19 protein-coding genes, 1 tRNA gene and 1 pseudogene are annotated in these 26,348 nt (G+C 44.0%); 11 read left to right on the top strand and 10 right to left on the bottom strand.

Annotated features, from left to right (window positions below):
- Window positions 1–5: 5 nt before the first annotated feature.
- Together LZG73_RS19655 and LZG73_RS19650 are read right to left on the bottom strand one after the other, a co-directional pair.
- Window positions 6–1,073 (bottom strand): ferredoxin--NADP reductase, encoded by a 1,068-nt coding sequence (locus LZG73_RS19655; RefSeq protein WP_233853792.1) that lies wholly within the window; start codon window positions 1,071–1,073, stop codon window positions 6–8.
- 94 nt (window positions 1,074–1,167) lie between these two features.
- Window positions 1,168–2,397, bottom strand: coding sequence for a pyridoxal phosphate-dependent aminotransferase (locus LZG73_RS19650; protein ID WP_233853790.1), 1,230 nt, complete (start codon window positions 2,395–2,397; stop codon window positions 1,168–1,170).
- A 182-nt stretch (window positions 2,398–2,579) separates the two neighbouring features.
- Between LZG73_RS19650 and LZG73_RS19645 the strand changes: the two are divergent.
- Window positions 2,580–4,106: pseudogene (locus LZG73_RS19645) on the top strand (RtcB family protein).
- On the opposite strand, the gene LZG73_RS19640 reads toward LZG73_RS19645, so the two are convergent.
- The 3 genes from LZG73_RS19640 to LZG73_RS19630 all read right to left on the bottom strand — a co-directional run bounded on the left by LZG73_RS19640 (window position 4,107) and on the right by LZG73_RS19630 (window position 6,978).
- The gene (locus LZG73_RS19640) at window positions 4,107–4,313 is read right to left on the bottom strand and encodes a prevent-host-death family protein (protein ID WP_233853788.1); all 207 of its coding nucleotides are present in this window, start codon (window positions 4,311–4,313) and stop codon (window positions 4,107–4,109) included.
- A gap of 95 nt (window positions 4,314–4,408) precedes the next feature.
- The gene (locus LZG73_RS19635) at window positions 4,409–5,623 is read right to left on the bottom strand and encodes a hypothetical protein (protein ID WP_233853786.1); all 1,215 of its coding nucleotides are present in this window, start codon (window positions 5,621–5,623) and stop codon (window positions 4,409–4,411) included.
- A gap of 143 nt (window positions 5,624–5,766) precedes the next feature.
- The gene (locus tag LZG73_RS19630; RefSeq protein WP_233853784.1) at window positions 5,767–6,978 is read right to left on the bottom strand and encodes an NADP-dependent isocitrate dehydrogenase; all 1,212 of its coding nucleotides are present in this window, start codon (window positions 6,976–6,978) and stop codon (window positions 5,767–5,769) included.
- A gap of 117 nt (window positions 6,979–7,095) precedes the next feature.
- Here LZG73_RS19630 and LZG73_RS19625 point away from each other — a divergent pair, with 117 nt between their 5' ends.
- Together LZG73_RS19625 and LZG73_RS19620 are read left to right on the top strand one after the other, a co-directional pair.
- Complete coding sequence (locus LZG73_RS19625) at window positions 7,096–7,674, top strand: 5-formyltetrahydrofolate cyclo-ligase (RefSeq protein ID WP_233853782.1); 579 nt, start codon at window positions 7,096–7,098, stop codon at window positions 7,672–7,674.
- An 84-nt stretch (window positions 7,675–7,758) separates the two neighbouring features.
- Complete coding sequence (locus LZG73_RS19620; protein ID WP_233853779.1) at window positions 7,759–8,769, top strand: aspartate-semialdehyde dehydrogenase; 1,011 nt, start codon at window positions 7,759–7,761, stop codon at window positions 8,767–8,769.
- A 56-nt stretch (window positions 8,770–8,825) separates the two neighbouring features.
- On the opposite strand, the gene LZG73_RS19615 is transcribed toward LZG73_RS19620, so the two are convergent.
- Both LZG73_RS19615 and LZG73_RS19610 read right to left on the bottom strand, forming a co-directional pair.
- Window positions 8,826–10,043, bottom strand: coding sequence for an NADH-quinone oxidoreductase subunit D (locus tag LZG73_RS19615; RefSeq protein ID WP_233853770.1), 1,218 nt, complete (start codon window positions 10,041–10,043; stop codon window positions 8,826–8,828).
- A gap of 4 nt (window positions 10,044–10,047) precedes the next feature.
- Window positions 10,048–11,565, bottom strand: a complete 1,518-nt coding sequence (locus tag LZG73_RS19610) for a glycoside hydrolase family 10 protein (protein WP_233853768.1) — start codon at window positions 11,563–11,565, stop codon at window positions 10,048–10,050.
- 379 nt (window positions 11,566–11,944) lie between these two features.
- Between LZG73_RS19610 and LZG73_RS19605 the strand changes: the two genes are divergently transcribed.
- On the top strand, window positions 11,945–13,759 hold the full coding sequence (locus LZG73_RS19605; protein ID WP_233853765.1) for a glycogen synthase: 1,815 nt from the start codon (window positions 11,945–11,947) through the stop codon (window positions 13,757–13,759).
- A gap of 49 nt (window positions 13,760–13,808) precedes the next feature.
- On the opposite strand, the gene LZG73_RS25695 is transcribed toward LZG73_RS19605, so the two are convergent.
- Both LZG73_RS25695 and LZG73_RS19600 read right to left on the bottom strand, forming a co-directional pair.
- Window positions 13,809–14,207, bottom strand: coding sequence for a type II toxin-antitoxin system VapC family toxin (locus tag LZG73_RS25695; protein ID WP_409014346.1), 399 nt, complete (start codon window positions 14,205–14,207; stop codon window positions 13,809–13,811).
- The gene (locus LZG73_RS19600; RefSeq protein ID WP_233853764.1) at window positions 14,208–14,441 is read right to left on the bottom strand and encodes a DUF2281 domain-containing protein; all 234 of its coding nucleotides are present in this window, start codon (window positions 14,439–14,441) and stop codon (window positions 14,208–14,210) included.
- A gap of 125 nt (window positions 14,442–14,566) precedes the next feature.
- Between LZG73_RS19600 and prmA the strand changes: the two genes are divergently transcribed.
- The 4 genes from prmA (at window position 14,567) to LZG73_RS19580 (ending at window position 22,371) form a co-directional block, all read left to right on the top strand.
- Complete coding sequence (prmA, locus tag LZG73_RS19595; protein WP_233853762.1) at window positions 14,567–15,397, top strand: 50S ribosomal protein L11 methyltransferase; 831 nt, start codon at window positions 14,567–14,569, stop codon at window positions 15,395–15,397.
- Window positions 15,398–15,406: 9 nt separating this feature from the next.
- Complete coding sequence (locus LZG73_RS19590) at window positions 15,407–20,089, top strand: hypothetical protein (RefSeq protein ID WP_233853754.1); 4,683 nt, start codon at window positions 15,407–15,409, stop codon at window positions 20,087–20,089.
- A gap of 153 nt (window positions 20,090–20,242) precedes the next feature.
- Window positions 20,243–20,899: a glycerol-3-phosphate 1-O-acyltransferase PlsY gene (gene plsY / locus LZG73_RS19585; RefSeq protein WP_233853752.1), complete on the top strand. Its 657-nt coding sequence runs from the start codon at window positions 20,243–20,245 to the stop codon at window positions 20,897–20,899.
- A gap of 101 nt (window positions 20,900–21,000) precedes the next feature.
- The gene (locus LZG73_RS19580) at window positions 21,001–22,371 is read left to right on the top strand and encodes a dipeptidase (protein ID WP_233853744.1); all 1,371 of its coding nucleotides are present in this window, start codon (window positions 21,001–21,003) and stop codon (window positions 22,369–22,371) included.
- A 16-nt stretch (window positions 22,372–22,387) separates the two neighbouring features.
- Here the strand turns inward: LZG73_RS19580 and LZG73_RS19575 are convergent, their stop codons facing one another.
- A complete protein-coding gene (locus LZG73_RS19575; protein WP_233853742.1) occupies window positions 22,388–23,614 on the bottom strand; it encodes a lipopolysaccharide assembly protein LapB in 1,227 nt (408 codons plus the stop codon).
- 163 nt (window positions 23,615–23,777) lie between these two features.
- Between LZG73_RS19575 and hpt the strand changes: the two genes are divergently transcribed.
- From hpt to LZG73_RS19560, 3 genes are all read left to right on the top strand, one after another.
- Complete coding sequence (gene hpt / locus LZG73_RS19570) at window positions 23,778–24,305, top strand: hypoxanthine phosphoribosyltransferase (RefSeq protein ID WP_233853740.1); 528 nt, start codon at window positions 23,778–23,780, stop codon at window positions 24,303–24,305.
- A gap of 13 nt (window positions 24,306–24,318) precedes the next feature.
- Window positions 24,319–25,719 (top strand): MBL fold metallo-hydrolase RNA specificity domain-containing protein, encoded by a 1,401-nt coding sequence (locus tag LZG73_RS19565; protein WP_233853737.1) that lies wholly within the window; start codon window positions 24,319–24,321, stop codon window positions 25,717–25,719.
- 74 nt (window positions 25,720–25,793) lie between these two features.
- Window positions 25,794–25,877 (top strand) — tRNA-Leu (locus tag LZG73_RS19560).
- Window positions 25,878–26,348: the final 471 nt, after the last annotated feature.

Here is a 26,348-nt window from a genome sequence, read left to right as displayed (position 1 = left end):
TTCTGCTATTCGACTTCAATTATCACATCATCGCTCATGGGGTGACTGACGCAGGTTAAGATAAAACCCTCATTCAATTCTGCCTCGGAAAGTGCGTCCTCTTCATCTAAATGCACTTTTCCCGAAACACATCTTCCCAGACAAGCCGTGCACATTCCTGCCTGACAAGAATAAGGCAAGTCAATGTCCATATTCAATGCCGCTTCGAGCACAGTTTCATGCGGTTTTACAGGAAGTTTGTATTCTGCACCTTCGTAAAACAATGTGATTTCGCGTGTCTTTAAAGTGTCATCTTCCTCTTCCAAAGTCACTTCGCCGGGTTGTGCCGCAGTCGCGGTCAGGAAACTTTCTTTTCTAATTTTGTTGTCTTCAACTGCCAGAATGGACAGCGCCCTATGCGCTTCTTCCATCATATCATCCGGCCCGCACAGGAAAAATTCAGCCTCACTTTTATTTAATGTTGGCAGATTCTCCATTATTTTAAGCAGATGGCTTTTATTTAAGCGCCCCTTCTCCCCTTCCCATGTTTCAGATGGCTGGCTCAATGTGTGTACAACCTGGAACCGATTTCCATACTTGGCTTCAAGAGCAGCGATTTTCTTTCTGAAAATGATGCTGTCTTCGTTTCTGCTTCCATAAATCAGGAAAACCTCACTTTCCTGCTCTACCATTAGAATGGATTTGAGCATCGAGAAAAGAGGCGTCACACCACTTCCCGCGCCTATGAAAACGACTTGCCGGGTTTGGTCATCTGCTTGTTTTGGAAAAAATGTGCCCATGGGCTCCATCACTTCAAGGACATCTCCTTCTTTAATTGTGTCCAACAGCAAGTTGGAGGCATATCCACCCGGAACACGTTTTATTGTGATGGCCAGTGAAACATCCGTGTAAGGCGAACTGGACATGGAATAAGAACGACGGATTTTTTTGTCGTCAACCGGCAAAAGTAAAGTCAGAAACTGGCCCGGTCTATAAGCCACGACTTCGTTTAATGGATGCCAGAAGTGTATGGTGGAGGCCTCATCTGTCTCCTTTTCTATCTCCTTAACTTTTAAAAAATAGTATTTACTCATTATCAAAAATTGCGATTAGCGGCAAAACCAATTGCCTTTGAACACAAAAGCCCCACAGGTAACACCTATGAGGCCTTTATGATTTCAAATAATGTTATTTTAAGGTCGCCACCGCGTCCTTAATGCGTTGAACTGCCTCCACAAGTGATTCATCAGCAGCTGCGGTCGAGATGCGAATGCAATCCGGCGCACCGAAACCTGAACCAGCAACAGTTGAAACGTAGGAATTATTCAGAAGCCAGTTTGAGAAATCGTCCGAGTCATTGATCGTTGTCGTTCCATCAGATTTTCCAAAATAAAAACTCACGTCCGGGAATGCGTAAAACGCTCCTTGAGGCACATTTACTTTAAAACCTGGAATGTCTTTGAGCAATCCAACCACAAGATCCCTGCGGCGGGCATATGCCTTGGTCATTTCAATCGTTGGTTCCATAGGCCCGTTAAATGCAGCTGTTGCGGCTTTTTGCGCAATAGAATTTGTTCCCGAAGTCACCTGGCCTTGCAATTTTTCAACTCCGTCAGCAATCCATTTCGCGGCAGCCGTAAATCCAATTCTCCATCCTGTCATGGCATAACCTTTTGCCACACCATTCACAGTAATCACACGCTCCTTCAATGCTGGAATGGATCCGATACTGAAATGTCCCTCGTCTGTGAAGTTGATATATTCGTAGATTTCATCAGCCAAAACATAAATGTCTTCATGTTTTTCAATCACAGCCGCGATCTCTCTTAGTTCTTTTTCTGAGTAAACAGCTCCGGTTGGGTTGTTTGGAGAAGCGTACATCACGATTTTTGTGCGTGGTGTAATGGCGGCTTCAAGTTGCGCTGCGGTCACTTTGAAATCATTGTCAAAAGCACCATTGACCACAACTGATTTACCCTCAGCCAGTTTCACCATTTCGGAATAACTAACCCAATAAGGGGCAAAAATTACAACCTCATCGCCCGGGTTAATCAGCACCTGAATTACATTGGCAAGCGAATGTTTAGCTCCTGTTGAAACTACAATATTCTCCGGTTTCCAATCTATATTATTGTCGCGCTTCAATTTATCAGCAATTGCCTTTCGCAGATCAGGGTAACCTGCAACTGGTGAATACCCGTGAAAACCATCATCAATGGCTTTTTTTGCAGCCTCGCAAATGTGTGCGGGCGTCTTGAAATCTGGCTCTCCAACGCTCAGACTGATTACTTTGTGGCCTTGGGCGGCTAATTCGCGCGCCATTTTGGTCATTGCGAGCGTCGAAGATTCTTCGAGTGCGTTGATCCGGTCGGCCAATAACCGGGGTGCCACCTGGGTTTGCTCTGCTACTGCGGACATTGCAACATTAATTTAGTTAAAGAAGGACTGCTATCTGTATGAACAAATTGCCCGCAAAGGTATGTGTTTTTTAAGAGTTGTTTTGTGTAATGCAAAGAAAGATTTGTGAGAAAGAGGCGTTACCGATCGAAACAACCTGCGTCTAAGCAGGGACAACTATTTATTTCCTAAAAACTTTCAAAATGGAAACGGCAATAACCATAGAAGAAATAAATTTTTTGGCCAATATCCCGGATGAACTGCATACTCCCATGCTGCGTGTCGCCAATGGCCTTCACCAGCGAGCCAAACATTCGAAGGAAAAGGTTTTTCTTACATTGGTTAAGATGCTGAGCAACCCGAAAAAGTATGCTTTTTCCAAAAATAAGGTCACCAACCTGGCCAAGGCAGTTTATGATCGTCAGAAAAATGGCGCCAACATTTCGCTCACTGACGCCGGTAAAGAGCTGTTATTCAATGAAGAAGCTGTGTTAACATTAAGCGAAAAGGAGAGTCAGCCTAAAAATGCATTCAGTTTACGGGAAGACAAGCTGGATTACGCAGTGTTTGGCAAAGAGCACATTGAAGAAGGCGCTTTGGCGCAAATGGAAACCGCCGTGAGCCTGCCTATTTCCATTGCAGGCGCATTAATGCCGGATGCACATCAGGGTTACGGGCTGCCCATTGGCGGCGTGCTCGCGACTGAGGCAGATAAGGTCATTCCATTTGCAGTGGGGGTTGACATTGCGTGCCGCATGTGCATGTCTGTGTTTAATTTGCCTGCTGAATATTTGAACCGAGAGTCGCATTTGCTTAAAAAAGTCTTACTCGAAAATACGAAATTCGGAATGGGTGGCGAAACTGCGCGCAAGTTTGATGACAGCGTAATGGATCGGCCTGAATGGCAATCTAGCAAGATTGTAAAGGGGCTTAAAGACAAAGCTTACCGGCAATTGGGCAGTTCCGGAACCGGTAATCACTTTGTTGAGTGGGGCATTGTTGACGTTTTTGAGGACGACGCACTTTTGATGCTTCCAAAAGGCTCCTATTTATCGCTTCTTTCTCATTCCGGTTCGCGTGGATTTGGCGGGAATGTGGCCAACCATTTTTCCAAACTCGCTATGCAGAAAACCGTTTTGCCTAAGCAGGCGGCCCATCTTGCGTGGCTGGATTTGAATACGCAGGAAGGACAGGAATATTGGATTGCGATGAATCTGGCGGGAGAATATGCTTCTGCAAACCATCATGAAATCCACAATAAAATTGCCAAGGAATTGTGACATAAGCCTTTGAGAATGATTGAAAACCACCACAACTTCGCTTGGCGGGAGCAATTGGCGGATGGCCGAGATGTGATCGTCCACAGGAAAGGCGCTACGCCTGCCGGGACAAATGAATTGGGAATCATTCCGGGTTCAATGAGTCAGCCTGGTTACATCATTCGGGGAAAAGGAAGTCCGGAAGCAATTAACTCCGCCTCAAACGGCGCCGGGCGGCTCATGTCTCGGACAAAAGCGTTTTCGATGACCACTCGAAGTGAAATGAACAAAATCCTGGATGATGCCGGCATTCAGCTCATTGGCGGAGACCTGGACGAATCGCCATTGGTTTACAAAAATATAGACGACGTCATCGCCGCCCAAACAGATCTCGTTTCCGTCCTAGCCAAGTTCTCCCCAAAAATCGTCCGAATGGCAGATCCGAACCGAAAAGAAGGGAGGGAGGATTGATCAGATGTCCAGCTCGGCTTTGACTTCGTCAAGGCTATGCCAGGTTTTGGTTTCTGACTTGATTTTAATCGCCTTTAAATAATCGGAAAGATCCTCAATGCTATCAAATTCAGATAACTCTTTCAAAAGCGATTCGTATTCATCTATTGGCAAAACCGCAAATTTCGGCCTGCCGGATTCCTCTATTATTTGAGCGTGTAAGTTCATTAGTAAATGTTTTAGTGTGCTTCAATAAAGTTAAGTATCCTTTGTTAATCGGCAAACAAAAGGCGCCACTTGGATCTCTGACATTTACATTAAGCTCAAAACACTTCTCCCAAATTAACAAATAACCCCCGGGAGCCTTTCATACCGAAACCGTAGTCGATGGCGACGTTGGCTCTGGATTTTTTATTGACCTTTATTCGTAACCCTACTCCGCCGCCGGGAGCGACTTTGGTGAAATTGTTTGAGGGCCAGTTGGACACGCTTTGTGCGTTTCCGAAAACGACTGCCCCGATCAAACCGTTCCGGGTGAGGGACATTCGATATTCTGTTTCGAAATATAACAGTTTTGGACTGCGAAAACGGCCCTGAATGTAGCCGCGCCCCATGGCGGTTGCCGGGTCCCAGCCGGTGCTCGGCAGATCGAGATAAGGTGCTTTGCCACTCACAATCAGCCAGTTGTAATTCCAGAATGCAAGCGTATTTCTGCTTCCTTGCGGCAGGTTGAAATATTTTCGGATATCGACTATGACTGAATTCCAGTTACTTGTGCTTTTAAGCTTTTTCAAGCTCGACCGATATTGAACGCTGGTGTAAAATCCCTTTTCAGGATTAATGGAATTCGTGCGGCTGTCGTAAACTAATGTGGCAACCGGACCGGCGGATCTGGATTTTGGGTCCAAGCCATATTTAAGAACGTCGGCGTTACTATCTTCTTGAAGAATGTTCCAGCGATAATCATAAAAGTAACCGACTCCGGCATAAAATGACTCCGTCACTTTTTTCAAAACTATCTGATGCAGCCGAATGTGCTTGTAATCAATCTTTGAAGCATTATTTAGCTCACTATTTGGCCCGAGTCCGTAAGTGTCCTGCGGATATTTGAAATAACGCCAATCGGTTAGAATGTTAAGGTCATTATCCCGCGTCCAGATGCTGGCTTGCAGCGGGACGGTAATTTGCTTGTATTGCGTGTAAATGAAGTTTGCAGTGATGCTCGATATCCTGGTTTTATGCGGATCGCTGGAATAAAATGCGGAATTCACATTTATTGAACCGATTAAGCCAGAGGTTAATGTGTAGCCGAAAGCCGGAACAATAGAGAACAAAACCTTCCCCGTTTTCAAAATAGTATCCACTTTGACAGAATCCTGCCGATGCTTTTTTCGCAGACTTTTAATCACGTCAATAATGTCCTTTTGCAAAACGATCTTCTCAATCGAGTCCGCCTTTGCGACTGGCTGATCATCAGGGATTTGCATGGGTCGGCTGTAAGATTCCACACCTGTGAACGCCAGGTAAAGGAACAGCATCAATATGCGTAGAGTATTTCGGTTCAACTTATTTATGGGGGTAATATTTGGTAACATAATATAGCATACCAAAATGATACCAAACGGAAAAAGCCACCGATTCACGAGGAATTGGTGGCTTTTCAGCAAATATTTCGTCGGAATTAAGCCAATGCCGCTTTTAGATTTTCATCAATGGCGTCAAGGAATTCTTCTGTATACAAGTAATGCTCGCCGTGTTTCACATCATTTCCATGAATGTTCACTGCAAGATCTTTCGTCATTTTACCGCTTTCGACCGTTTCAATGCAAACTCTTTCAAGTGCATGGCTGAAATCGATCAATGGCTGGTTTCCATCCAATTTACCACGGAATGCCAAACCACGCGTCCACGCAAAAATCGATGCGATTGGATTTGTTGAAGTTGGTTTCCCTTTTTGGTGCTCGCGATAGTGACGTGTTACCGTTCCGTGCGCTGCCTCAGCTTCCATTGTTTTGCCGTCTGGTGTTACCAAAACAGATGTCATCAAGCCAAGCGAACCAAAACCTTGTGCAACTGTATCTGACTGAACGTCACCATCATAATTTTTACAAGCCCAAACAAAGTTTCCTTCCCATTTCAATGCAGAGGCAACCATGTCGTCGATCAAACGGTGCTCATAATGCACTTTGCCTGCATAATCGCTTTCGTAAACTTCCTGGAAAATATCCTTGAAGCGACCGTCATATTTTTTAAGGATCGTGTTTTTGGTCGAAAGATATAATGGCCATCCTTTATCCAAGGCAACATTGAAACAAGCAGTAGCAAATCCACGGATCGACTCGTCAATGTTGTACATTCCCATAGCAACACCAGCTCCTTTAAACTGATACACTTCGTGTTCGATCACTTGTCCATCTTCGCCTTCAAACTTGATGGTAAGCTTTCCTTTTCCTGGCACAACAAAATCAGTTGCCTTATATTGATCACCAAATGCGTGACGTCCAACGATGATAGGAGCAGTCCAGTTTGTAACCAAACGCGGCACATTGCTCATCACGATAGGCTCACGGAAAACGGTTCCATCCAAAATATTGCGGATTGTTCCGTTTGGTGATTTCCACATTTGTTTCAAATTGAATTCTTTTACGCGATCCTCATCAGGCGTGATGGTTGCGCATTTGATACCAACACCATATTCTTTAATTGCATTGGCTGCATCAATTGTCACCTGATCATTGGTTTCGTCGCGATATTCGACGCCCAAATCGTAGTATTTAATATCTACGTCCAGATAAGGTAAAATAAGTTTTTCTTTGATAAACTTCCAGATGATCCGGGTCATTTCATCGCCATCCAGCTCAACGACGGGATTCTCAACTTTAATTTTGCTCATGTCTTAATTCTATACAATAGTTAAAGATTTTGAAATCAGACCGTGAAAGTACGAACAATAGAATAAAAAGGCGAAAATTCCTGATCTTGCAAACTAAAAAAACACGGTTTTCCTGCAATGACCAAATTTGAACTAAGACAGGAATATTTGAAAAAAAGGCAGTCATTAATGTTGGAAGACGTTGCCCATGCAAACGATCAAATTGCCGCAAACCTATGGAACTTGCTGACTGACAAGGAAATTAACACACTTCACACATTTCTTCCACAGCGAAATGCAACCGAGGTCAACACCTGGAAAATTATCTCCATTGTCCGTGAATGCTTCCCTAAAGTGCAAATTGCGGTCCCCTACATTATTCCGGGAACCAAGGAAATGCAGCATTATATATTGAAGCATGACACGCCGCTCATTGAAAATCGCTGGCGCATTCCTGAGCCTGATCCTGTTCAGGCTCAGTGGATTACTGCCGACGAACTGGATGCGGTGCTTATTCCTTTGCTCGCATTCGACATGAACGGATTCCGGGTGGGTTATGGAGGCGGTTATTATGACCGTTTTTTGTCGCAATGCAGACCCAATGCGTTGAAAATCGGCCTTTCGTTTTTTTCGTCAGCTAATAAAATAAGTGATTTGGATGAATATGATGTGCCTATGAATGTGTGCATTACACCAGATATTATTTACAACTTCTAAAAATTCGTTGTATTTTTGCGGCACTTTTCGCCTTTTTGGTGAGAGCAAAATCTAAATTATTTCATATCTAATCTCAATGCAAGAATGAAAATCGCAGTAGTAGGCGCTACCGGTTTGGTGGGCGGCGAAATCCTCAAAGTGCTCGAAGAGCGTAATTTCCCAGTGACGGAATTATTAGCCGTTGCATCCGAAAGATCTGTTGGTAAGGAAGTTACATTCAAGGGTAAACAGATAAAGGTAATCGGATTTGAGGACGCGATTGCAGCCAAACCTGAAATAGCAATATTTTCGGCAGGCGGCGGCACGTCATTAGAGCTTGCACCAAGGTTTGCAGAAGCTGGCATTACAGTGATTGACAACTCCTCAGCATGGAGAATGGACCCGACCAAAAAGCTGGTTGTTCCTGAAATCAATGCAGGCGAATTGACTAAAGAAGACAAAATCATTGCAAATCCAAACTGCTCGACCATTCAAATGGTGGTGGTTTTGAATCCTTTGCACAAAAAATATAAAGTGAAACGCGTGGTTGTTTCGACTTACCAATCTGTAACCGGAACGGGTAAGGCGGCGGTTGACCAGCTTTTCTCGGAACGTGCTGGCGATCACAGCAGAGGAAAAGTTTATCCGCACCAAATCGACCTGAATGTGTTGCCGCATATAGACGTGTTTTTGGATAACGGCTACACAAAGGAAGAAATGAAAATGACCAACGAAACGAAAAAAATCATGGGCGACGACAGCATTGCTGTTACAGCCACGACGGTTCGCATCCCAACTATTGGCGGTCATTCTGAGGCGGTTAACATTGAATTCGAAAATGAATTCGATTTGGACGAAGTTCGTCAGATTTTGAGCGAAGCGGAAGGTGTGATCTTGCAAGACGATCCTAAAAATGCGCTTTATCCAATGCCGTTAACAGCGCATGGAAAAGACGAGACTTTTGTAGGCCGCATTCGACGCGATGAATCTCAGCCTAAAACATTGAACCTGTGGATCGTAGCAGACAACCTTCGCAAAGGGGCTGCAACAAATACAGTTCAAATCGCTGAGTTTTTAGCCAAGCATGACCTCGTAAGCGTAGCGCAGGAAGCTTAAATTTTGACATCAACAATTTGAAAGGAGCCGCTGAAAAGTGGCTCCTTTTTTCGCTTCTAGCGGTCAACTTCACCCATAACAACATCGATGGAGCCAATAACGGCCACCAAATCTGCTAAGAGTGAGCCCTTTGTGATTTCACCAATTACGGACAAGTTATGAAAGCAACACGAGCGGGCACGGCAGCGGAAGGGAATGTCGGAACGGCCATCTGTTCTGAAAAAGAAGCCAAGTTCACCTTTTGGACTTTCGCCGCGAACGTAGAAATCCATGGCTTTCGGACGGATTTTTTTAGGGACAATTGCCTGCGGATCAAAATCACGCGTGCGTTTGTAGTTGCCGGTTAGTTGTTCGAGGCTTTGCTCAATAATTTTCACCGATTCCCAACATTCAACCACACGAACCCAGGTCCGGTCCCAGCAATCGCCCGTCGTTCCCATTTTGCCTTCACCGATTGGAATATCAAAGTTAAGCTCGGGGTAAACCGAGTAACCATCCACTTTTCGCAGATCGTATCGCAAGCCGGAACCGCGCAACATTGGGCCTGTGCAGCCGTAATTGATTGCAACAGACATTGGGAGCACGCCAACATTCGCAGTTCGTTGGATAAATATTTTATTATCAACAACAAGCTGTTGTAATTCAATGAGCTTAGGCTTCAAATATTTGATAAACTCCTGGCAACGTTCCTCAAAACCGACGGGCAAATCGTAAAACAACCCGCCAATCCAAATATAATTATAAAGCATTCTGGCGCCGCAAGTCCATTCCAGCAGGCGTAGGATTTGCTCCCGATCGCGCATCATCCATAAGAACGGCGTATAAGCTCCAATGTCCATCGCGTAAGTTCCTAATGCCACGAAATGGGAAGCAAGCCGATTCAATTCAGCAACTACAACACGGATGTACTCAATGCGTTTCGGAATGTCGTTTTCTATGCCTAGCATTCTTTCCACACCCATCACATAAGCATGTTCCGAATTCATTGCGGCAACATAATCCAGCCGGTCCACGTAAGGAATGACCTGATTAAAAGGAAGGGATTCGGCGTGTTTTTCGAAGCAACGGTGCAAGTAACCCAAATGCGGCACCACATCAACAACAATTTCTCCATCCGTAACCACTTCAAGCCGCAAAACTCCGTGAGTAGAAGGATGTTGCGGTCCCATATTGATCACCATCTCCTCAGTACGAAGCGTTTCGGAGTTGTATTTTGTGGGAACGGAAACCGCTAAATATTCAGGTTTGTATTCGTATTGGATCGTGTTGCTCATAGAACTAAAATCTCACCAGCTTCTGGTCGTGCACTTCCACTTTCAATGGCCCGATGGGGCGGCCTTCATTGTGCAACCGATCGACGGCCGTTACATAATAGACGTAACGCTTGCCAGACTCGGCCGTCAGATCCACATATTGCTCGCCCTCGTAACACATGCCAATAATGCGCCGCGGATCATAAGCAGTTGCTTTCTCTTCCGGAGCAAAACGGTAAATAACGTAATACCAGGCTCGGTCACCATCCGAAGCTGCCTCGGGTTTTTCCCAGGTCAGCTCTATGCCTTTTGATAACAATGTTGCTTTCAAACTCTTCGGCGAAAGCGGTGCAATGCGATCTTTCCAAGGCATTGTCGGGATCAAAGCAGGATATCGGAAAAAATCTTTCCTTAATGAGTCCGCAAAACCTAAATTATTGCCTCTTAATGAACGGGAACTGAAAAATATCGCCCCATTTGTCTCGCTTTCCCTAAAATATCGGATTTGATTCGGAATTTCCAATGGATTGGACCAATGCGTGTCTTTGTCCTTATAACCAACGCGATAAGCTCCCATTCCAATGTAAAGGTGTCGCTCATAAGAATTTGCAGTCCACCAATCGACAAGATTTTTATAAGGAACCCTTGAAAAACCCGATGAAAAATAAACCTGCGGCGCAATGTAATCAATCCAGCCTTCCTTAATCCATCTTCTGCTGTCTGCAAAAAGGTCATCATAAGAAGCCAATGCACCGAATGTTTTTGAGCCTTCCGGATCGCGGTCTTTGTTTCGCCAAACACCGAAAGGACTGATTCCGAATTTCAAACGAGGCTTAACAGCTTCCAGTCCATCGTGAATTTGTTTAACCAATAAATCAATGTTGTGCCTTCTCCAATCCGCTTTGTTGGTAAATCCCTCTCCGTATTTTTGAAAAGTTGCCTCATCCTGAATGACTTGCCCGGGAGCTGCGTATGGATAAAAGTAATCGTCAAAATGGATTCCGTCGACATCATAATTTTTGGCCACATTAACCGTCATGTCCGTAATGAACTGCCTTACTTCCGGAATTCCGAAATTAAAAAGCTTATAGCCATCATAACTTAAAATCCATTCGGGATGGATTTTGCTGACGTTTTCGGACGAAACACTGGTTGAGGACTTGTGAACCAGCCGATTTAAATTAAGCCACGCGTGAAATTCAAGTCCGCGCCGATGGGCCTCATTAATCATAAAATCCAATGGGTCCCACATTGGGTCCGGCTGCCTTCCCTGACGCCCCGTAAGCCATTCGGACCACGGTTCGGGGCTTTTGGCATAAAATGCATCACCGGCTGCGCGCACCTGGACGAACACCGCATTCATGCCTACTTTTTTATGAAAATCCAGCAGGTTAGAAAACTCCTGTTGCTGTTGTTCTGGAATAAGATTTTTGCTGCTGGGCCAATCGATATTATCGACAGTTGCGATCCAAACTGCCCTGAATTCCCTTTTTGGGGGTAAATCGATTTCATTATCGGCATTTTGGGCTATGCAACTTTCCATTACAAATAGAAGCAATGTAAAGGAAAGCGCAACTAATTTAATTTTTTTCACTATCTAACCAATGCAAAATGTTAATCCAATCAAAGTAACGTAATTTGGAACAAAGTTAGCCGAGAACGTTCTTAAATTCATGTGCTGACCGTTTTTACGATGGTCCTTCGCGCATCAAGAAACAAAACCGGCATTCTTGACTTTGTTATATTTTGAGCTCAAAATCGCCGATTATGCGGTGTTTGAGGATGAAGAAACAAACGACGGATTGTTGTAATTGTGAAAAATTTTTCTGCATATTTATTGTGTAATTACAAGGATTTTTGTGACTAATAGAAAACATCACGCTTTGCAATGCAGCTAGTAACGTTTAAAACAACATCCCGTATTGGAACCATTTGTCAAAACCACTAAGAAAAACGTCCTGTTTGAAATTGCATGGGAGGTTTGTAATCAAGTTGGAGGAATTTATACTGTAATACGGACCAAGGTTCCCGCGATGGTTGAAAAGTGGGATGAGAACTACTTTTTATTAGGCCCTTATTTCGAGAAAAAAGCGTCATCCGAATTTGAAGTAATCAGTGATCTGGAAGATTCTCCGGCTGCGCGTGTCGTGAAGAGATTGCGCGACATGGGCTATAATGTTTTTTATGGCTATTGGCTCGTAACGGGCAAGCCCCGCGTGATACTTTTTGATCTCGAAAGCAATGCGCACGAGCTTGATTCGATCAAATTCAATCTTTGGGAACGCAGCAGGATTCCCACGATCAATGTGGAACATTTGGTAAATCAGACCTTGTGTTTCGGCGAATTTGTCCGCCTTTTCTTGAAGGAATACGCTGAGGAGAATGCAAAACGGGAAGAGATTTTTGCGCAATTCCATGAGTGGATGGCCAGCAGCGGCTTACCGGACCTGAAACGCGACAATGTTAAAATTGCAACAACTTTCACGACGCACGCCACAATGCTGGGGCGTTATCTGGCACAGAATGTAAGCGGATTTTACAGCAAGCTTCCTTTCTTCGATTGGGAGCAGGAGGCCAAAAATTACGGAATTCTGGCACAATGTTCGGTTGAACGGCAAGCAGCATTAAGTGCGCACGTTCTGACAACCGTAAGTGATGTTACCGCGCGTGAATGTGAGGTTTTCCTGGGCAGAATGCCTGATCTGGTAACACCGAACGGGCTGAATGTGGTTCGTTTTCAGGCTGTTCATGAATTTCAAAACCTGCATTTAAAGCATAAGGAGCGCATTCATGAGTTTGTTTTGGGCCATTTCTTTCCAAGCTATTCTTTTGATCTTGACAAAACGCTATACTTCTTTACTTCCGGACGTTATGAATATAGCAACAAGGGCTATGATCTGACGCTTGAAGCATTGGCCAGGCTGAACTGGAAAATGGTTCAGGCTAACATGGACACGACGGTTGTCATGTTTATTGTGACCAAACAGCCATATTCTTCGGTAAATCCAGATGTTCTGCAATCGCGAGCAGTGCTAAATGAATTGCAGGAAACGTGCCGGGCTATTGAGAAGGATGTTGGTGAAAAGCTATTCCTGGCAGCCGCATCCGGAACAGATCATAAAATGCCCGACCTCAACAATTTTGTAGATGAATATTGGCGGTTAAGGCTTCGCAGGACGATTCAAAGCTGGAAAACGGATAAACTTCCTGCCTTCGTAACGCATGATTTGAAAGCTGAGGATGGCATTACGGAGTTTTGCAAAACGGCAAATCTGGTCAACAATGAGCGCGACCGGGTTAAAATCGTTTATCACCCCGATTTTATTTCTTCAACAAATCCGCTTTTCGGTCTTGATTATGGACAATTCGTTCGGGGTTGTCACTTAGGCGTTTTCCCAAGTTATTATGAACCATGGGGTTACACACCTTTGGAATGTGTTGTTCGTGGCGTGCCGACTGTGACGAGTGATCTTTCCGGTTTTGGAGATTACATTATGCAAATTATGCGGGATTATGAAAATCGTGGCATTTACGTCATCAACAGAAAATCCCAGACATTTACCCAAGCCGCCGACCAGCTTGCAGACATTCTCTTCAAATTCGTAAGAATGCAACGCCGCGACCGCATCATGCAAAGAAACCGCGTCGAAAACATTTCAGATGTCTTCGACTGGATGAATCTGAGGTCCTATTACGACACCGCGCATGACTTAGCCGCGAAGCGGCGGAAGCCTTGATAACTTAAACAAAAAAGCTCGCTTACTGATAAGCGAGCTTTTTTGTCAATTAGGCCTCGACGAGCGAAATTACGTCACTATATAATTTGAAATTCTTATCCGAGGATATAATCGGCGTATTTTCAGAATAAGCAGTCGCCAGAAGAATTCGATCAATTGGATCTCGATGATTCTCAAATAATGGAATTGTCTTGTAATGCGCAATATGTGCAGTGAATAACGGGATTAGTTTAAATCCATCCTTTAAAATTATCGTCTCCAATTCATCGACGCTAATTTGCAACTCTGGAAGTTTGCTCAGCTTCTGCTTGATAGCTATTTCGAGAAGGCTGATTTGCGAAACGCAAATTATATTGGAAGACATCAGATTGAAAACCTCCGCACTTAGCCTTGCAGGTGAAACAAGAGACCATATTAAAACCTGCGTGTCAATTAGGTATCTCCGCATTTACATATAGTCTTTAAAATCCTCCAACGGATCATTGAAATCATCCGGGATCTTAAAACCTCTATTGACAAGGCTGCCAAGCACAACTCCTTTTTCAGGGCTCCTGTTTTGTGTTTTTATTCTATTCTCTTCACCCAAAAATAGAACAAGGACTTCCGACTTATCTTCGGAAGGGGGTGTTTCTGTAAATATCAAAACACCATTCTCATAAATTCCTTTGACAGCTGTGTACATAGTCGTTATTCTTTAATATAAATTTAAGGATAATCGGCATAAGTCACCAAAGTCTTTGCACGAATCCTTGTCTACTGCCGTAATTTTACTTTTGATAACCGTTTTAGAAAGGAAAATTAATTAACATGAATTACATAGAACTAGATCTGAAACTTGATCCGGATTTTTCGGAGATATTGATGGCGGAGTTGGGGGAGGTTGGGTTTGAGTCTTTTGTGGAGACGGATGAGGGGCTTTTGGCGTATATCCAGGAGAACGATTTTGATGAACAAAACATACACGATTTAACTGCCAAATACCTGGAATTAACGACAATAGCGGCCACATGGAAATCGTTAGAAAGGAGAAATTGGAACGAGGAGTGGGAAAAAAGCTACGAGCCAATAGAAGTTGGTGACCAAATCCGGGTGAGGGCCACCTTTCACGAGCCGGACCCTGCATTCAAATACGATTTGCTGATCCAACCCAAAATGTCTTTTGGCACGGGACACCACGAAACAACCTGGCTTGTCATGAATGAGCAACTGAGCCTTCCTCATGCGGGATTATCCGTCATGGATGTGGGTTGCGGAACCGGAATCCTTTCGATTTTGGCTTCCAAACTTGGTGCTACGCATTTGCTGGGGTTTGATATTGATGAATGGGCAGTTGAAAATACAAGGGAGAATTTTGCAATGAATAAACTGGATTTCGAGGCTGAGGTTTTCCAGGGAACAATTACCGAAGTGCCTGACGAACAAATGTTTGGAGGCATTTTGGCAAACATTAACCGCAACATTTTGCTAAGCGAGATTCCGGCTTATGTAAAGCATTTAAAGCCTGGTGGCTGGCTGGTGACAAGCGGATTTTATGAAATGGATCAGGCTGACATTGAGCAATGTGCGGCAAAGAATGGATTGACCAAGATAAATTCAAACACGCGCAACCAATGGGCTTGTGTGGTTTTTAAAAGCTAATTTTTACAGATGAGGATATTTCGTACTGCTTTACTTTTTTGCATTTTGGCATTTACGGCGGAAACCGTTTTTGCTCAAAATCTTAAAATTTCGGATGAACCCGGTCAATTTATTGTGCAATTGCGCAAGCTGATGGACGGGAGCCGCAATCCGCAATATATCCGTTCCGTGGCGCAGCTCGACAGCATTTGGATGTCTTCGCTTAACACATCGCAGCAGGCGAAATTTATCAACATTGTAAAAACTCAAATTTCAAAAGGTCAGAAAGCAGGGCCTGTCATGTTTTTGCTGATTCGCAATGCGCATACATTCGCGCGGCAATCGCCGGAAAATCTGGATGGGTTTCTGGATTTGGCGACGAATTCGGGACAGAAATATGATGGCAAGACATTGCAAAAAGTGCTGGAAACGGTCAGGACGATTAGTGAAACCAACAAACTTTATGCGGCTAATTATAACTCGCTTTATCTTTTAGGCGGAACATACAAATATCGCTTTGACACCACCAATGCGGTGACTGCCAACGCCGAAGCCTCCGTCGCAGCAGCGAATGACAGTTGGGATACGCCGGTTGATTCAAATTTTGTAATTACACCCAAAACCAATCCCCTACCTGCCATCACCGGCGCATTGCTGGACTTGCAAAACGCAACTTTCGCAATGGTCACTGCTGGTGACTCAGTCGTTTTCGGGCCTGCAAATGGCAGTGTTTCGCTGAAAGACGGAGTTTTTGTTGGTAAAAATGGCAAGTTCAACTGGCAGGCGGCTGGCGATTCGTCGATTTACGCAGATTTGGATAGTTATTCTTTCAATATTTCTCAACCTAAACTGGTTGCGGAGCATGTCACATTGCACAGCGATGCCCAACTTGCGGCTCCCATTAAAGGAACGCTGGAATATCGTGGCGTTAAAAAGTTGAAGGGTCAACCGGCTCCATATCCACGCTTTGTTTCCAACGGAATTGATGCGCAATTGAAAGCAACGCGCAAGAACATTGATTACAAAGGCGGTTTTGCATTGATCGGGACGGAAATGTATAGTTCTTCATTAAGCGAACTTCCCTCGACGATTAAAGTAAAATACAAAGACAAGCTCGCGTTCACGGCACAAAGCAAGAAGTTTGTTCTGAAAGATTCTGTGGTTGCGGCCTCATTTGCCACATATTCGATGCCGCTCGGCAGCGATTCGCTTTATCACCCCGGCGTTACATTCAAATACAATGATGATGAAGGTCTGGTGAAACTGGGCCGCGTGGAAAGGACGGACTACGCGCCGCTTCCTTACAAAGACACTTATCATAAAATGAACATCTGGTCGCAGGCAATGCGGTGGCGGTTTCCGAATGATAAGGTTGAATTTTTCCGCATCAATGGCAAGCAGGTTGCTCCGGTAAAGTTGGAGTCTTTGGATTATTTCAAAAAAGAGCGATTTAAGGACATTAGCAAGGAATATGGATTCCAGCCGCTAATTATGGCCGCAAATTATACGCAGACAGAAAAGAAAAGCGCATTCCTGGCCGACGACCTAGCGCGGAAGTTCAAGCAAAAGCCGGAAATCATGCGCAGTGCGCTGCAAAGGCTAACTTTGGAGGAGTATTTCATTTATAACAAAGCAACCGACGAATTTGCCCTGAGCAAAAAAGGAATCCTTTTCGTTTTGGCAAACCTGGATAAGGCCGATTATGACAATTTTCAGGTCACTTCGCAATACACATCCAACGACGAAATTGCCAACGCAACTATTTATTTGCCTGATACAATGCTTACTGTGTTAGGCGTTTCCAGATTTGTGGTTAGTGATTCTCTGAAAATCTACGCTGTTCCTTCGGACAAAAAACTGATTATTGGTAAAAACAGGAATTTCACATTAAATGGCCAGATGGTGGCTTCCAATTACCAGTTTAGAGGGCTTAATCTCAAATTTGATTACAATCAATTCTTCGTTAATGTGGCTCCCTCCGATTCCATCACATTTACACCAAGGGAAAAATTTGCCAAAGGACAGAGTGGCGAAGTTGGAGGTCACGTCAAGTATGAAAAGGGCGGGACGTTTTATCTGAGCGATCCAAAGAACAAATCCGGGATTCAGAAAGGCATGAAAAAATCGCCCCGGCTTGTTGTGGAGGAGGGGATGATGGTTTATTTTGATCAGCCTGAACGCGGAACGGTCATTTACCCGAGAGAGGTTAATTTCAAGATTCCGAAGATTGATATGGGTGGATTGGATGAGCGCGATGTAATTTTTGAGGGCGCGTTCAATTCAAATGGCATCATTCCGCTGATTCAAACGGTTTTGAAAAGCATGCCTGATAATTCGCTTGGCTTCGAATACAAGCCACCATTGACCGACATGAAACTGTATGAAGGCAAAGCAATGGCACGGTTTACGGACACGCTGAGGATGGACAACAGCGGACTTCATTCCAAGGCTGTTTTGAAATACATGTCTGCCTCCATGACCGCAAAAAATATATTGCTGACCGCCGATTCGCTGATGGCGTCTGGTGATGTGGCAAGCATTAAGGAGGCAACCATTGGCCAGGGTTATTTCCCGGCGGTTGAATTAAAGGATTATGCATTGAAATGGTATCCCAATGCGGACAGCATGTTCATTAACACGCAGGGCAAGTCGTTTTCGTTTTACAAAGGAACGACGAGTCTGGAAGGCAGCTTGTTGTTGCGATCGAGCGGATTATATGGAAGCGGAAAGCTGAAACGGCCTGATTCTGAGCTCTCCTCACCTGACATTAAATTCAATAAAGATGGTTATCTGGCAAATCGCTCGGAATTTGCGATCAATAGTGTGGATCAAAAGTCTACAAAAAAGTTGCTCACCGGCAAGAATGTTAACATTGATTTTAACTTCAAAACGGGCATTGCCAACTTCCTGACGGATGAAACTGGCTTCGGCACGGACTCATCAGGGATGGAAATTCCTACGGCTTCCTATAAAACATTGATTGGCAGTGCGAAATGGGACATGGCCAAGAAAACGATTTTGATGAAGGGTTTTGGCGAAACTTCGTCTTATACATCCATGGACCCGGATCAGGAAGGACTTACTTTCAATGGTTCTGAGGCCATTTATGATGTTGAGAAAGTAACATTGAACATTAAGGGCGTTCCATTTATACAAACTGCGGACGTGAAGATCATTCCCGACGGCGGCTTGGTGAGCGTGGACAGCAAAGGGAAAATTGCTCCTTTGAAAAAAGCGCGCATTGAGATTGATACATTAAATACGTCGCACAGAATGCGTGACGCGGACATTCGCATTGATTCGCGCAATCACTTTGAGGGTTCGGCCACATATCAATATATTACCGCCCGGAAAGACACTTTCAACATTAAAATGCAAAATTTCGAGTTGAGGGAAATGGGCGAAGCGACAGAAGGGAAAAAGCAGCGTAATAATAATCAGGCACCAGGGGCCATTAAATATTACACAACTGCCCGCGCCGACATTAAGGAAGCCGAAAATCTGATCCTCTCACCACGCATTCAATATAAAGGAGGGATTAACCTTATTGCTTACGAGCCTTCGCTTCAATTGGATGGTTTTGTGAAGCCTGTGATCAAGTTCAGGAAGGATTTCCAGAGCTCCTGGATTGTATACAAAGAAGCACCCGGAGAAACGATTGCCATTAAAATCGATAAGGACCTAAAAAATGAGCACGAAATTCCGCTTTCGGTTGGCTTGCATTACAATGAGGCACGTGGCATGTACATGTCGTTTTTATCACCAAAAGAATCGGATGGTGACGAAGACGTTTATCTTGCACAAGGCGCGCTGAATTATGATGAAGACGAAAAGGCGTTTAAAGTTTTGCCTCCTCCCGGCGCTGATGGGCTGATTGATGAAGCCAATGCTTTGCGGTTTGATGATAAAACTGGTTTGGCGACATTTTCGGGACCTTTGAAACTGACAGGAGCGCAATGGCTTCAATCCGTGGGAACAGGTGAAGCGCAGGTTGATAGCGCAAGATTTTCATTCAACACCATGTTGCTGATGAAGTTACCGGCATTGGAGCCAATCTCGCAACCATTGGCGGCTAAAATCGTCGAGGTTAATCTGGAAGAGCAAAACAGCACTGCGGCGGATGATGACGCAGAGCAATTGAACAAAAAATTATCTGCCTTAATCGGTTCCAAAGCGACTGACGCATACGCTAAGCTGACTGCCGCTGGTTACAAACCTTTATTTGAAGCCTCCCCTGCTCTGGACGTGCCCATGCTGTTGTCGAATGTAAATTTGCATTGGTCTGCGTCGCACGGCTCCTATTATTCTCAAGGTCCGATTGGCGTTGCCAATTTGGGCAGAAACAACATTAATGCGCAAATGGAAGGCGTTCTGGAAATTAGACGCTCCGTTGATGGCGATGAATTCAGTCTGTTCTTACAGGCCTCACCGGATGTGTGGTATTATTTTGACTACAAATTGGGCGAGCTTGGTGTAGTTTCATCGCAGGTTGATTTCAATGATCAGATTACAGCGAAATCAAAAAATGTGAAATCGAAAGATATGTCACTGGTTTCTATCGGCTCTGAGGAGAAAGATGCATTTGTAAACCGCTTTGATGACTTCTATCAACCAGCAATTAAAAAAGCCAAGTTGGCCGCGAAAACAACGAAAAAGAAGGTTGTTCCCACAGAAGCCAAAAAGAAGAAAGTGGAACCAACCGAAGGATTTTAATGTAAATGTAGAATTTACAATAGTTAATGCTACAACTTGAAAATTCGCTTGTATAATGTTAGTTTTGTATTCGTTTTGCTTGTAAAATCCTTCAACTATCGTATTTTTGAAAAATACATTTCAACGTTTAAATTTTTCTGCGAATAGTACAATATGAGTATTGCCTTATTAATAATTACAATTATCGCTGCCTACTTGTTAGGATCAATACCCAGTTCAGTCTGGTACGGAATAGGTTACTTTGGAATTGATGTAAGAAAACATGGCAGCGGAAATGCGGGCGCCACCAACACTTTCAGGGTTTTGGGTAAGCGTGCAGGAACGGTGGTAATGCTGATTGATGTTTTGAAAGGTTGGACTGCAACTTGTCTTGCTTCTATGCTTTTCTACATGAATGAGATCGGCGAAACTGAGTTACTGATGTATAAAATCCTTTTCGGGATCATTGCAATCATCGGTCATATTTTCCCGGTTTTTGTTCGATTCAAAGGTGGAAAAGGCATCGCGACTTTGCTGGGAATGGTGCTGGCAATTCATCCGGAACTTGCCTTGGTTTGCATCACGATCTTCATTGCGACGCTTCTTGCTTCTCAATATGTTTCATTAAGCTCAATTTTAGCAACACTTGCGTTTCCAGTGCTTTCGTGGCTCGGCGTTTTTGGGCATCCGGAGCCGTTGCTGATTGTCTTTGGATTTACGATGTTTATTCTGGTTGTTTTTACACACCAAAAAAACATTGTCAGACTGATGAATGGCAATGAAAGCAGGGTTAAGATTTTCAAAAAATCAAGGTCAGACAACCGTCAATAACAACATACATTTAAAAAAATAGCCTCTGAGGATCGACCTTAGAGGCTATTTTTTTATCTTGACGGGCTAATGTCCCATAATTTCAATTCAACAAATACGAGATGCTTCAATATATAAATGAGAATAAGGAAAGGTTTTTGAATGAGCTTTTGGATTTGTTGCGCATTCCATCTGTCAGCGCAGACTCTAAGTTCAAGCAGGATATGCTCAATGCAGCCGCTTACGTCCGCGACCGGATTTCAGATGCAGGCGCAGATCGGGCTGAAATTTTTGAAACGCCCGGCCATCCCGTGGTTTATGGAGAAAAGATCGTTGACCCAGCGCTCCCGACTGTGCTCATTTATGGACATTATGATGTTCAGCCAGCTGATCCCTACGAACTTTGGAATTCACCGCCATTTGAGCCTGTTATCAAGAATGAGCGCATTTATGCACGCGGATCTTGTGATGACAAAGGGCAGTTTTACATGCACATTAAGGCATTGGAAACAATGCTTGCGACTGGAAATCTTGTATGCAATGTGAAAATAATGATTGAGGGTGAAGAGGAAATCGGCTCGTCGCATTTGGGTGATTTTGTCAGGGAGCATAAGGATTTGCTGAAATGCGATACGATCCTGATTTCTGACACGAGCATTATTGCCAATGATGTCCCTTCTATTGAAACCGGTTTACGCGGCCTGACTTATGTGGAAGTAGAAGTTGTGGGAGCCAATCGCGATCTGCATTCGGGAGTTTATGGCGGCGGCGTAGCCAATCCAATCAATGTGCTGTGCGAGATGATCGCTTCACTCAAAGATGAAAACGGTCACATTACGATTCCAGGCTTTTACGACAATGTTGAAGATTTGACGGCAGATCAGCGAGCGGCATTGAATGCGGCTCCATTTGATTTGGACGAATATAAAAATGATCTCCAAATTGATGATATCGCCGGTGAAGCGGGTTATTCAACGATTGAAAGAACGTCCGTTCGCCCAACATTGGACGTGAACGGCATTTGGGGAGGTTACATTGGTGAGGGAGCAAAAACAGTGCTTCCATCAAAGGCTAATGCAAAAATTTCAATGCGTCTGGTTCCTAACCAAACAGATAACGAAATTCTCGAAATATTTACGAAGCATTTTGAATCCATTGCACCTGCGTCTGTGAAGGTTAAGGTGATGCCGCATCATGGTGGTTTGCCTTATGTTACGCCAACTGATTCTGTTGAATATCAGGCGGCCGAAATGGCCATGGAAGAGTCATTTGGTAAAAAGCCTATTCCTACGCGCGGTGGCGGAAGCATTCCCATTGTTGCCTTATTTGAACAAGAATTGGGAAGGAAGAGCATCTTGATGGGTTTCGGGCTGGACATTGACGCCTTACACTCACCTAATGAAAGTTATGGTCTTTTCAATTATTATAAGGGAATAGAAACGATTCCGCTATTTTTTAAGCATTACGCAGCATTGAAACTTGTCAGGTCTTGATGACTTGGCAACTCTTTCATCGTTTTTTACGCTGATCGCGTTTTAGTTTTTTTAGATTTGCAATGGCCGTTTTTGCCTCCTTATCCTGACTGGTTTTCTTGTCGGCGCTATCGGCAGCTTGCTTATAAAAACGCAGTGCTTCGTCGTAGTCCTTTTTCGTTTCCGCGATTTTCCCCAGACCAATCAGAGACGACACGTAATAGCCGGCGTTCAGCGAATTGGTCTGTTTGGAATAATCAATTGCTTTCTGGTAAAATTTGCCCGCCTGATCGTAATTTTTGTGGTAAGTCATGTTGTAGTAGGCAAGCACATAAGCCGCATTACGGCCACTCACGCCCTCATAACCCGGCATTCCCTGACTGATTTTGTCAATTATGTTTTGAGCAGCTCTTTCAGCTTCACCCATTTTCCCGGTCACAAAAGCAGTTCGGCAAAAATAACGTTCGAAATAAGGGTTGTTCGGATAGGTTTGCCACATATATTTAGCCATCTCATACGCTTTGCTATGCTCATTCTCCATGCTATAAATTTGCAGCAAAAAATATCTGGCTTCAACGCGCGTGTAAAATGCATTGTTTCCCACTTTTTCGAGTTGCTGTTCTCCAAGCTTCTTATTGCCTTTTGGAAATAATGACATAACCGGTTTCAAGATCGGATATTCTTTCGGAACCCATTCCGCGTAGTAATTATAAAGTCCATCTCCAAAAAGCAATTCCGGGGTCAGATCACCATTTCCTTTACATTGCTCAAAATATTTCAACGATTTCTTGCCAGCGAATGCTGCCTTGGTCCAGCTTTCGCGCTCCGCATACAAACGTCCTTTGAATGCATAAGCCGCAGCCAAGAAAAACGCAGGTTCAACCTTATTTTTCTCATTTTCGTAAAGCTCTTCTGCCAAATTGATTGTTGAATCCATTTGCGCAAGAAAAGCTTTATCGTGCGATTCGTTTTCTGTATTCGGCACAATTTTCCACCATTCAGCCAATCCCATCAAAAAATGTGGCATCGGGTGTTTGGGATAGCGATATTTCAGCCAGCGAAATTCAGCATCTGCTTCGGCGAATTTGTAATTATAAAGCATATTGATCGCCTCCGTGGACTCGATCTGCACACTCGGGTTTTTGAGAATCATGTCATAATTCTTGTCCAACTCAGCAGAGGAATACAATTGAGCCGAAGCCAGTTGTGCAGCAGACACAACCAGGCAAAAGGATGCGATTATATGGATTATCAAACTTTTCATATCAGGGGCAAATCTCACTAATTAACGTGTGTTTTATATTTTACGTTTGCTACTGGTTAGGTTTTTGAAAAAAGAGTTAATATTGACTCATGCAAATTTGAACTGCTGAGAAACAAATTATTATCAATCGGCTCATGCTGATTCGGTAAAATGACACCCAATTATGATCAACATTCTGGACAAGACGTTCGTCCCTTTAATTTCCCGGGAAGATATAGAAAATCGCATTACCACGCTTGCCAACGAAATCACCAATGATTATCAAGGACGCTGTCCGATATTTGTCGTTGTTTTAAATGGCGCCTTTCTCTTTGCAAGCGAATTGGTCAAAAGAATCCCCCTAACCTGCGAAATTAGCTTTATAAGGCTTTCTTCTTATGCAAAAACCGAATCGACAGGTGAGGTTCGGGAAATCATCGGAATGGATAATAACATTGAAGGCCGCGACGTGATCATTATCGAAGACATTGTAGACACAGGCCTGACAATGTCTCAATTATTGAGCCAATTAAATGGCCTCGCTCCTGCTTCCGTGGCGATTGCCACATTGCTTCACAAACCGGAAGCTTTGCAAACCTCCATTGATCTTAAATACATTGGATTTAACATTGGAAATAAATTCGTGGTCGGCTATGGCTTAGACTATGATGGAATCGGGCGAAATTTAGATTCGCTTTACGTTTTAGCTTGATCAAATCACATTTATGAACATTCAGTTTTTTGGAGCTGCAAGGACAGTTACAGGCAGCAAACATTTAATTACAACCGAAAAGGGAACAAAGATTTTGCTTGATTGCGGATTGTTTCAGGGCATTCAGACAGATGAACTAAATGAAAACTTCGGTTTTAAACCATCCGAGGTAGACTATTTAATCTTATCGCATGCCCATATTGATCATTCAGGATTAATTCCCCGGCTCGTTAAGCAAGGTTTCAACGGTCCTATCTATTGCACCGCCGCCACCGCAGATCTTTGCAAAGTTATGCTTCTGGACAGTGCGCATATTCAGGAAATGGATGTGGAGCGTATAAATAAGCGTCGCAAAAAGCAGGGAAGACCCCTATTATCGGAGTTGTACAATGCAACCGACGCTGCGAATGCACTGGCCTTATTTACGCCTGTCAATTATAGAGAAAAGTTTCATTTGGGAAATGATAATGAAATTTCGGTTTCACTAACAGATGCCGCACATTTGCTTGGAAGCGCCGCCGTGCATTTAACCATTCCTGATGGCGGAGTAGTCAAACAATTAACATTCACCGGTGACATTGGTCGACCCGAAGATCGCATTCTACGAAAGCCAGATGCATTTCCACAAGCAGACATTATTATTTGCGAATCGACTTATGGAGACCGGCTGCATCAAAAGCAAACTGACATGCGAGGTCATCTTTTACAAATTGTCCACGAGACTTGTGTAAAAAGGAAGGGCAAGCTGATTATTCCAGCCTTTGCTATTGACCGTACACAAGAGCTTATTTATGCTTTGGATCAATTAGCCAGTTCCGGCCAACTGCCCAAAATTCCTGTCTATATCGACAGTCCGCTCGCAATTCGTGCTACAAGCATTATGAAGGAACATGATGAATGCTTCAATCCGGAAATTCTGGCTTATATTGAAAAGGATGGCGACGCATTTGCGTTTCCGTATCTTCATTACATTTCAGATGTGAATGAGTCAATTGCCTTGAATGATAATAGAGAGCCTTGCATCATCATTTCCGCCTCTGGAATGGCAGAAGCTGGCCGAATCAAACACCACATCAAGAACAATGTTGGCGATCCGAATTCAACGGTATTACTAGTAGGATATGCTTCTGAAAACACACTCGCAGGAGCATTGAAGCGCGGAGAAAAGATTGTGAATATTTTCGGTGAACAATTTGATGTGCGTTGCCAGGTTGCCTCGATGGAATCGTTCTCAGGTCATGGGGATTATAACGAAATGCTTGCATTTTTATCCTGCCAGGCACCTGAGAAAGTCAAACAAGTTTTTTTAGTTCATGGAGAATACGAAACACAAGTTGCATTCAAACTGAAACTCGAACAGGCGGGCTTTCAAAATATCCATATACCAGCACAATTCGAAAACATCCAGGTGTAAAAAGTTTCACCACTTTTCGGTTGCAAGAGCAGACAAAGTCCCAAACATTACTACTTTTGTCAACCAGTTTTTATGCCGAAGTGGTGAAATTGGTAGACACGCACGTTTCAGAGGCGTGTGGGGGTTGCCCTGTGTGGGTTCGAGTCCCATCTTCGGCACTACATTAAGACCTCAATGAGCTCATTTGAAGCAAGTTGAGGTTTTTTTGTGCTTTAAGAATAGATATATATGATCGATGCGAAGACTGTGGGTCTACGTTTGTTAAAGTTTGTCGACTAGCTATTAGGACTGATCGAAAATACCCACTAGGCACTACGGCTTTGCACCATTCCACTTTAAGCATTAAAAGGCTTTTAGTTTAATTTTGGTGGCTACCTCCTTGGCCTGACCTACTCTCCAGGTTTGAGGCAAGCCTGCGTGGGGCGTTATCATCGGCGGTTCTGAGCTTAGACCATCCCCGCTTAGGCAGCCCCGCTTAGGCGCCTCCCGCTTAGCTAGCCCCGCTTAGGCAGCCGCGCTTAACTTCTCTGTTCAAGCCTGTGCGGCCCAGCCTGGGAAGAGGTGAAGCGAACGTGGCACCGCCCAGGCCTAGGGCACAAAAAAAGACCATCCTTTTGAGATGGTCTTTG

The organism is Dyadobacter sp. CY326 (assembly GCF_021390515.1).
In the GTDB taxonomy this organism is placed as follows: Bacteria; Bacteroidota; Bacteroidia; order Cytophagales; family Spirosomataceae; genus Dyadobacter.
This window is presented reverse-complemented; position numbering and strand designations above follow the sequence as displayed.

Coding starts and splice junctions, on each gene's coding strand:
- LZG73_RS19655 (WP_233853792.1), bottom strand. CDS start 1,073: ATGAGTAAATACTATTTTTTAAAAGTTAAGGAGATAGAAAAGGAGACA.
- LZG73_RS19650 (WP_233853790.1), bottom strand. CDS start 2,397: ATGTCCGCAGTAGCAGAGCAAACCCAGGTGGCACCCCGGTTATTGGCC.
- LZG73_RS19640 (WP_233853788.1), bottom strand. CDS start 4,313: ATGAACTTACACGCTCAAATAATAGAGGAATCCGGCAGGCCGAAATTT.
- LZG73_RS19635 (WP_233853786.1), bottom strand. CDS start 5,623: ATGCTGTTCCTTTACCTGGCGTTCACAGGTGTGGAATCTTACAGCCGA.
- LZG73_RS19630 (WP_233853784.1), bottom strand. CDS start 6,978: ATGAGCAAAATTAAAGTTGAGAATCCCGTCGTTGAGCTGGATGGCGAT.
- LZG73_RS19625 (WP_233853782.1), top strand. CDS start 7,096: ATGACCAAATTTGAACTAAGACAGGAATATTTGAAAAAAAGGCAGTCA.
- LZG73_RS19620 (WP_233853779.1), top strand. CDS start 7,759: ATGAAAATCGCAGTAGTAGGCGCTACCGGTTTGGTGGGCGGCGAAATC.
- LZG73_RS19615 (WP_233853770.1), bottom strand. CDS start 10,043: ATGAGCAACACGATCCAATACGAATACAAACCTGAATATTTAGCGGTT.
- LZG73_RS19610 (WP_233853768.1), bottom strand. CDS start 11,565: ATGGAAAGTTGCATAGCCCAAAATGCCGATAATGAAATCGATTTACCC.
- LZG73_RS25695 (WP_409014346.1), bottom strand. CDS start 14,207: ATGCGGAGATACCTAATTGACACGCAGGTTTTAATATGGTCTCTTGTT.
- LZG73_RS19600 (WP_233853764.1), bottom strand. CDS start 14,441: ATGTACACAGCTGTCAAAGGAATTTATGAGAATGGTGTTTTGATATTT.
- prmA (WP_233853762.1), top strand. CDS start 14,567: ATGAATTACATAGAACTAGATCTGAAACTTGATCCGGATTTTTCGGAG.
- LZG73_RS19590 (WP_233853754.1), top strand. CDS start 15,407: ATGAGGATATTTCGTACTGCTTTACTTTTTTGCATTTTGGCATTTACG.
- plsY (WP_233853752.1), top strand. CDS start 20,243: ATGAGTATTGCCTTATTAATAATTACAATTATCGCTGCCTACTTGTTA.
- LZG73_RS19580 (WP_233853744.1), top strand. CDS start 21,001: ATGCTTCAATATATAAATGAGAATAAGGAAAGGTTTTTGAATGAGCTT.
- LZG73_RS19575 (WP_233853742.1), bottom strand. CDS start 23,614: ATGAAAAGTTTGATAATCCATATAATCGCATCCTTTTGCCTGGTTGTG.
- hpt (WP_233853740.1), top strand. CDS start 23,778: ATGATCAACATTCTGGACAAGACGTTCGTCCCTTTAATTTCCCGGGAA.
- LZG73_RS19565 (WP_233853737.1), top strand. CDS start 24,319: ATGAACATTCAGTTTTTTGGAGCTGCAAGGACAGTTACAGGCAGCAAA.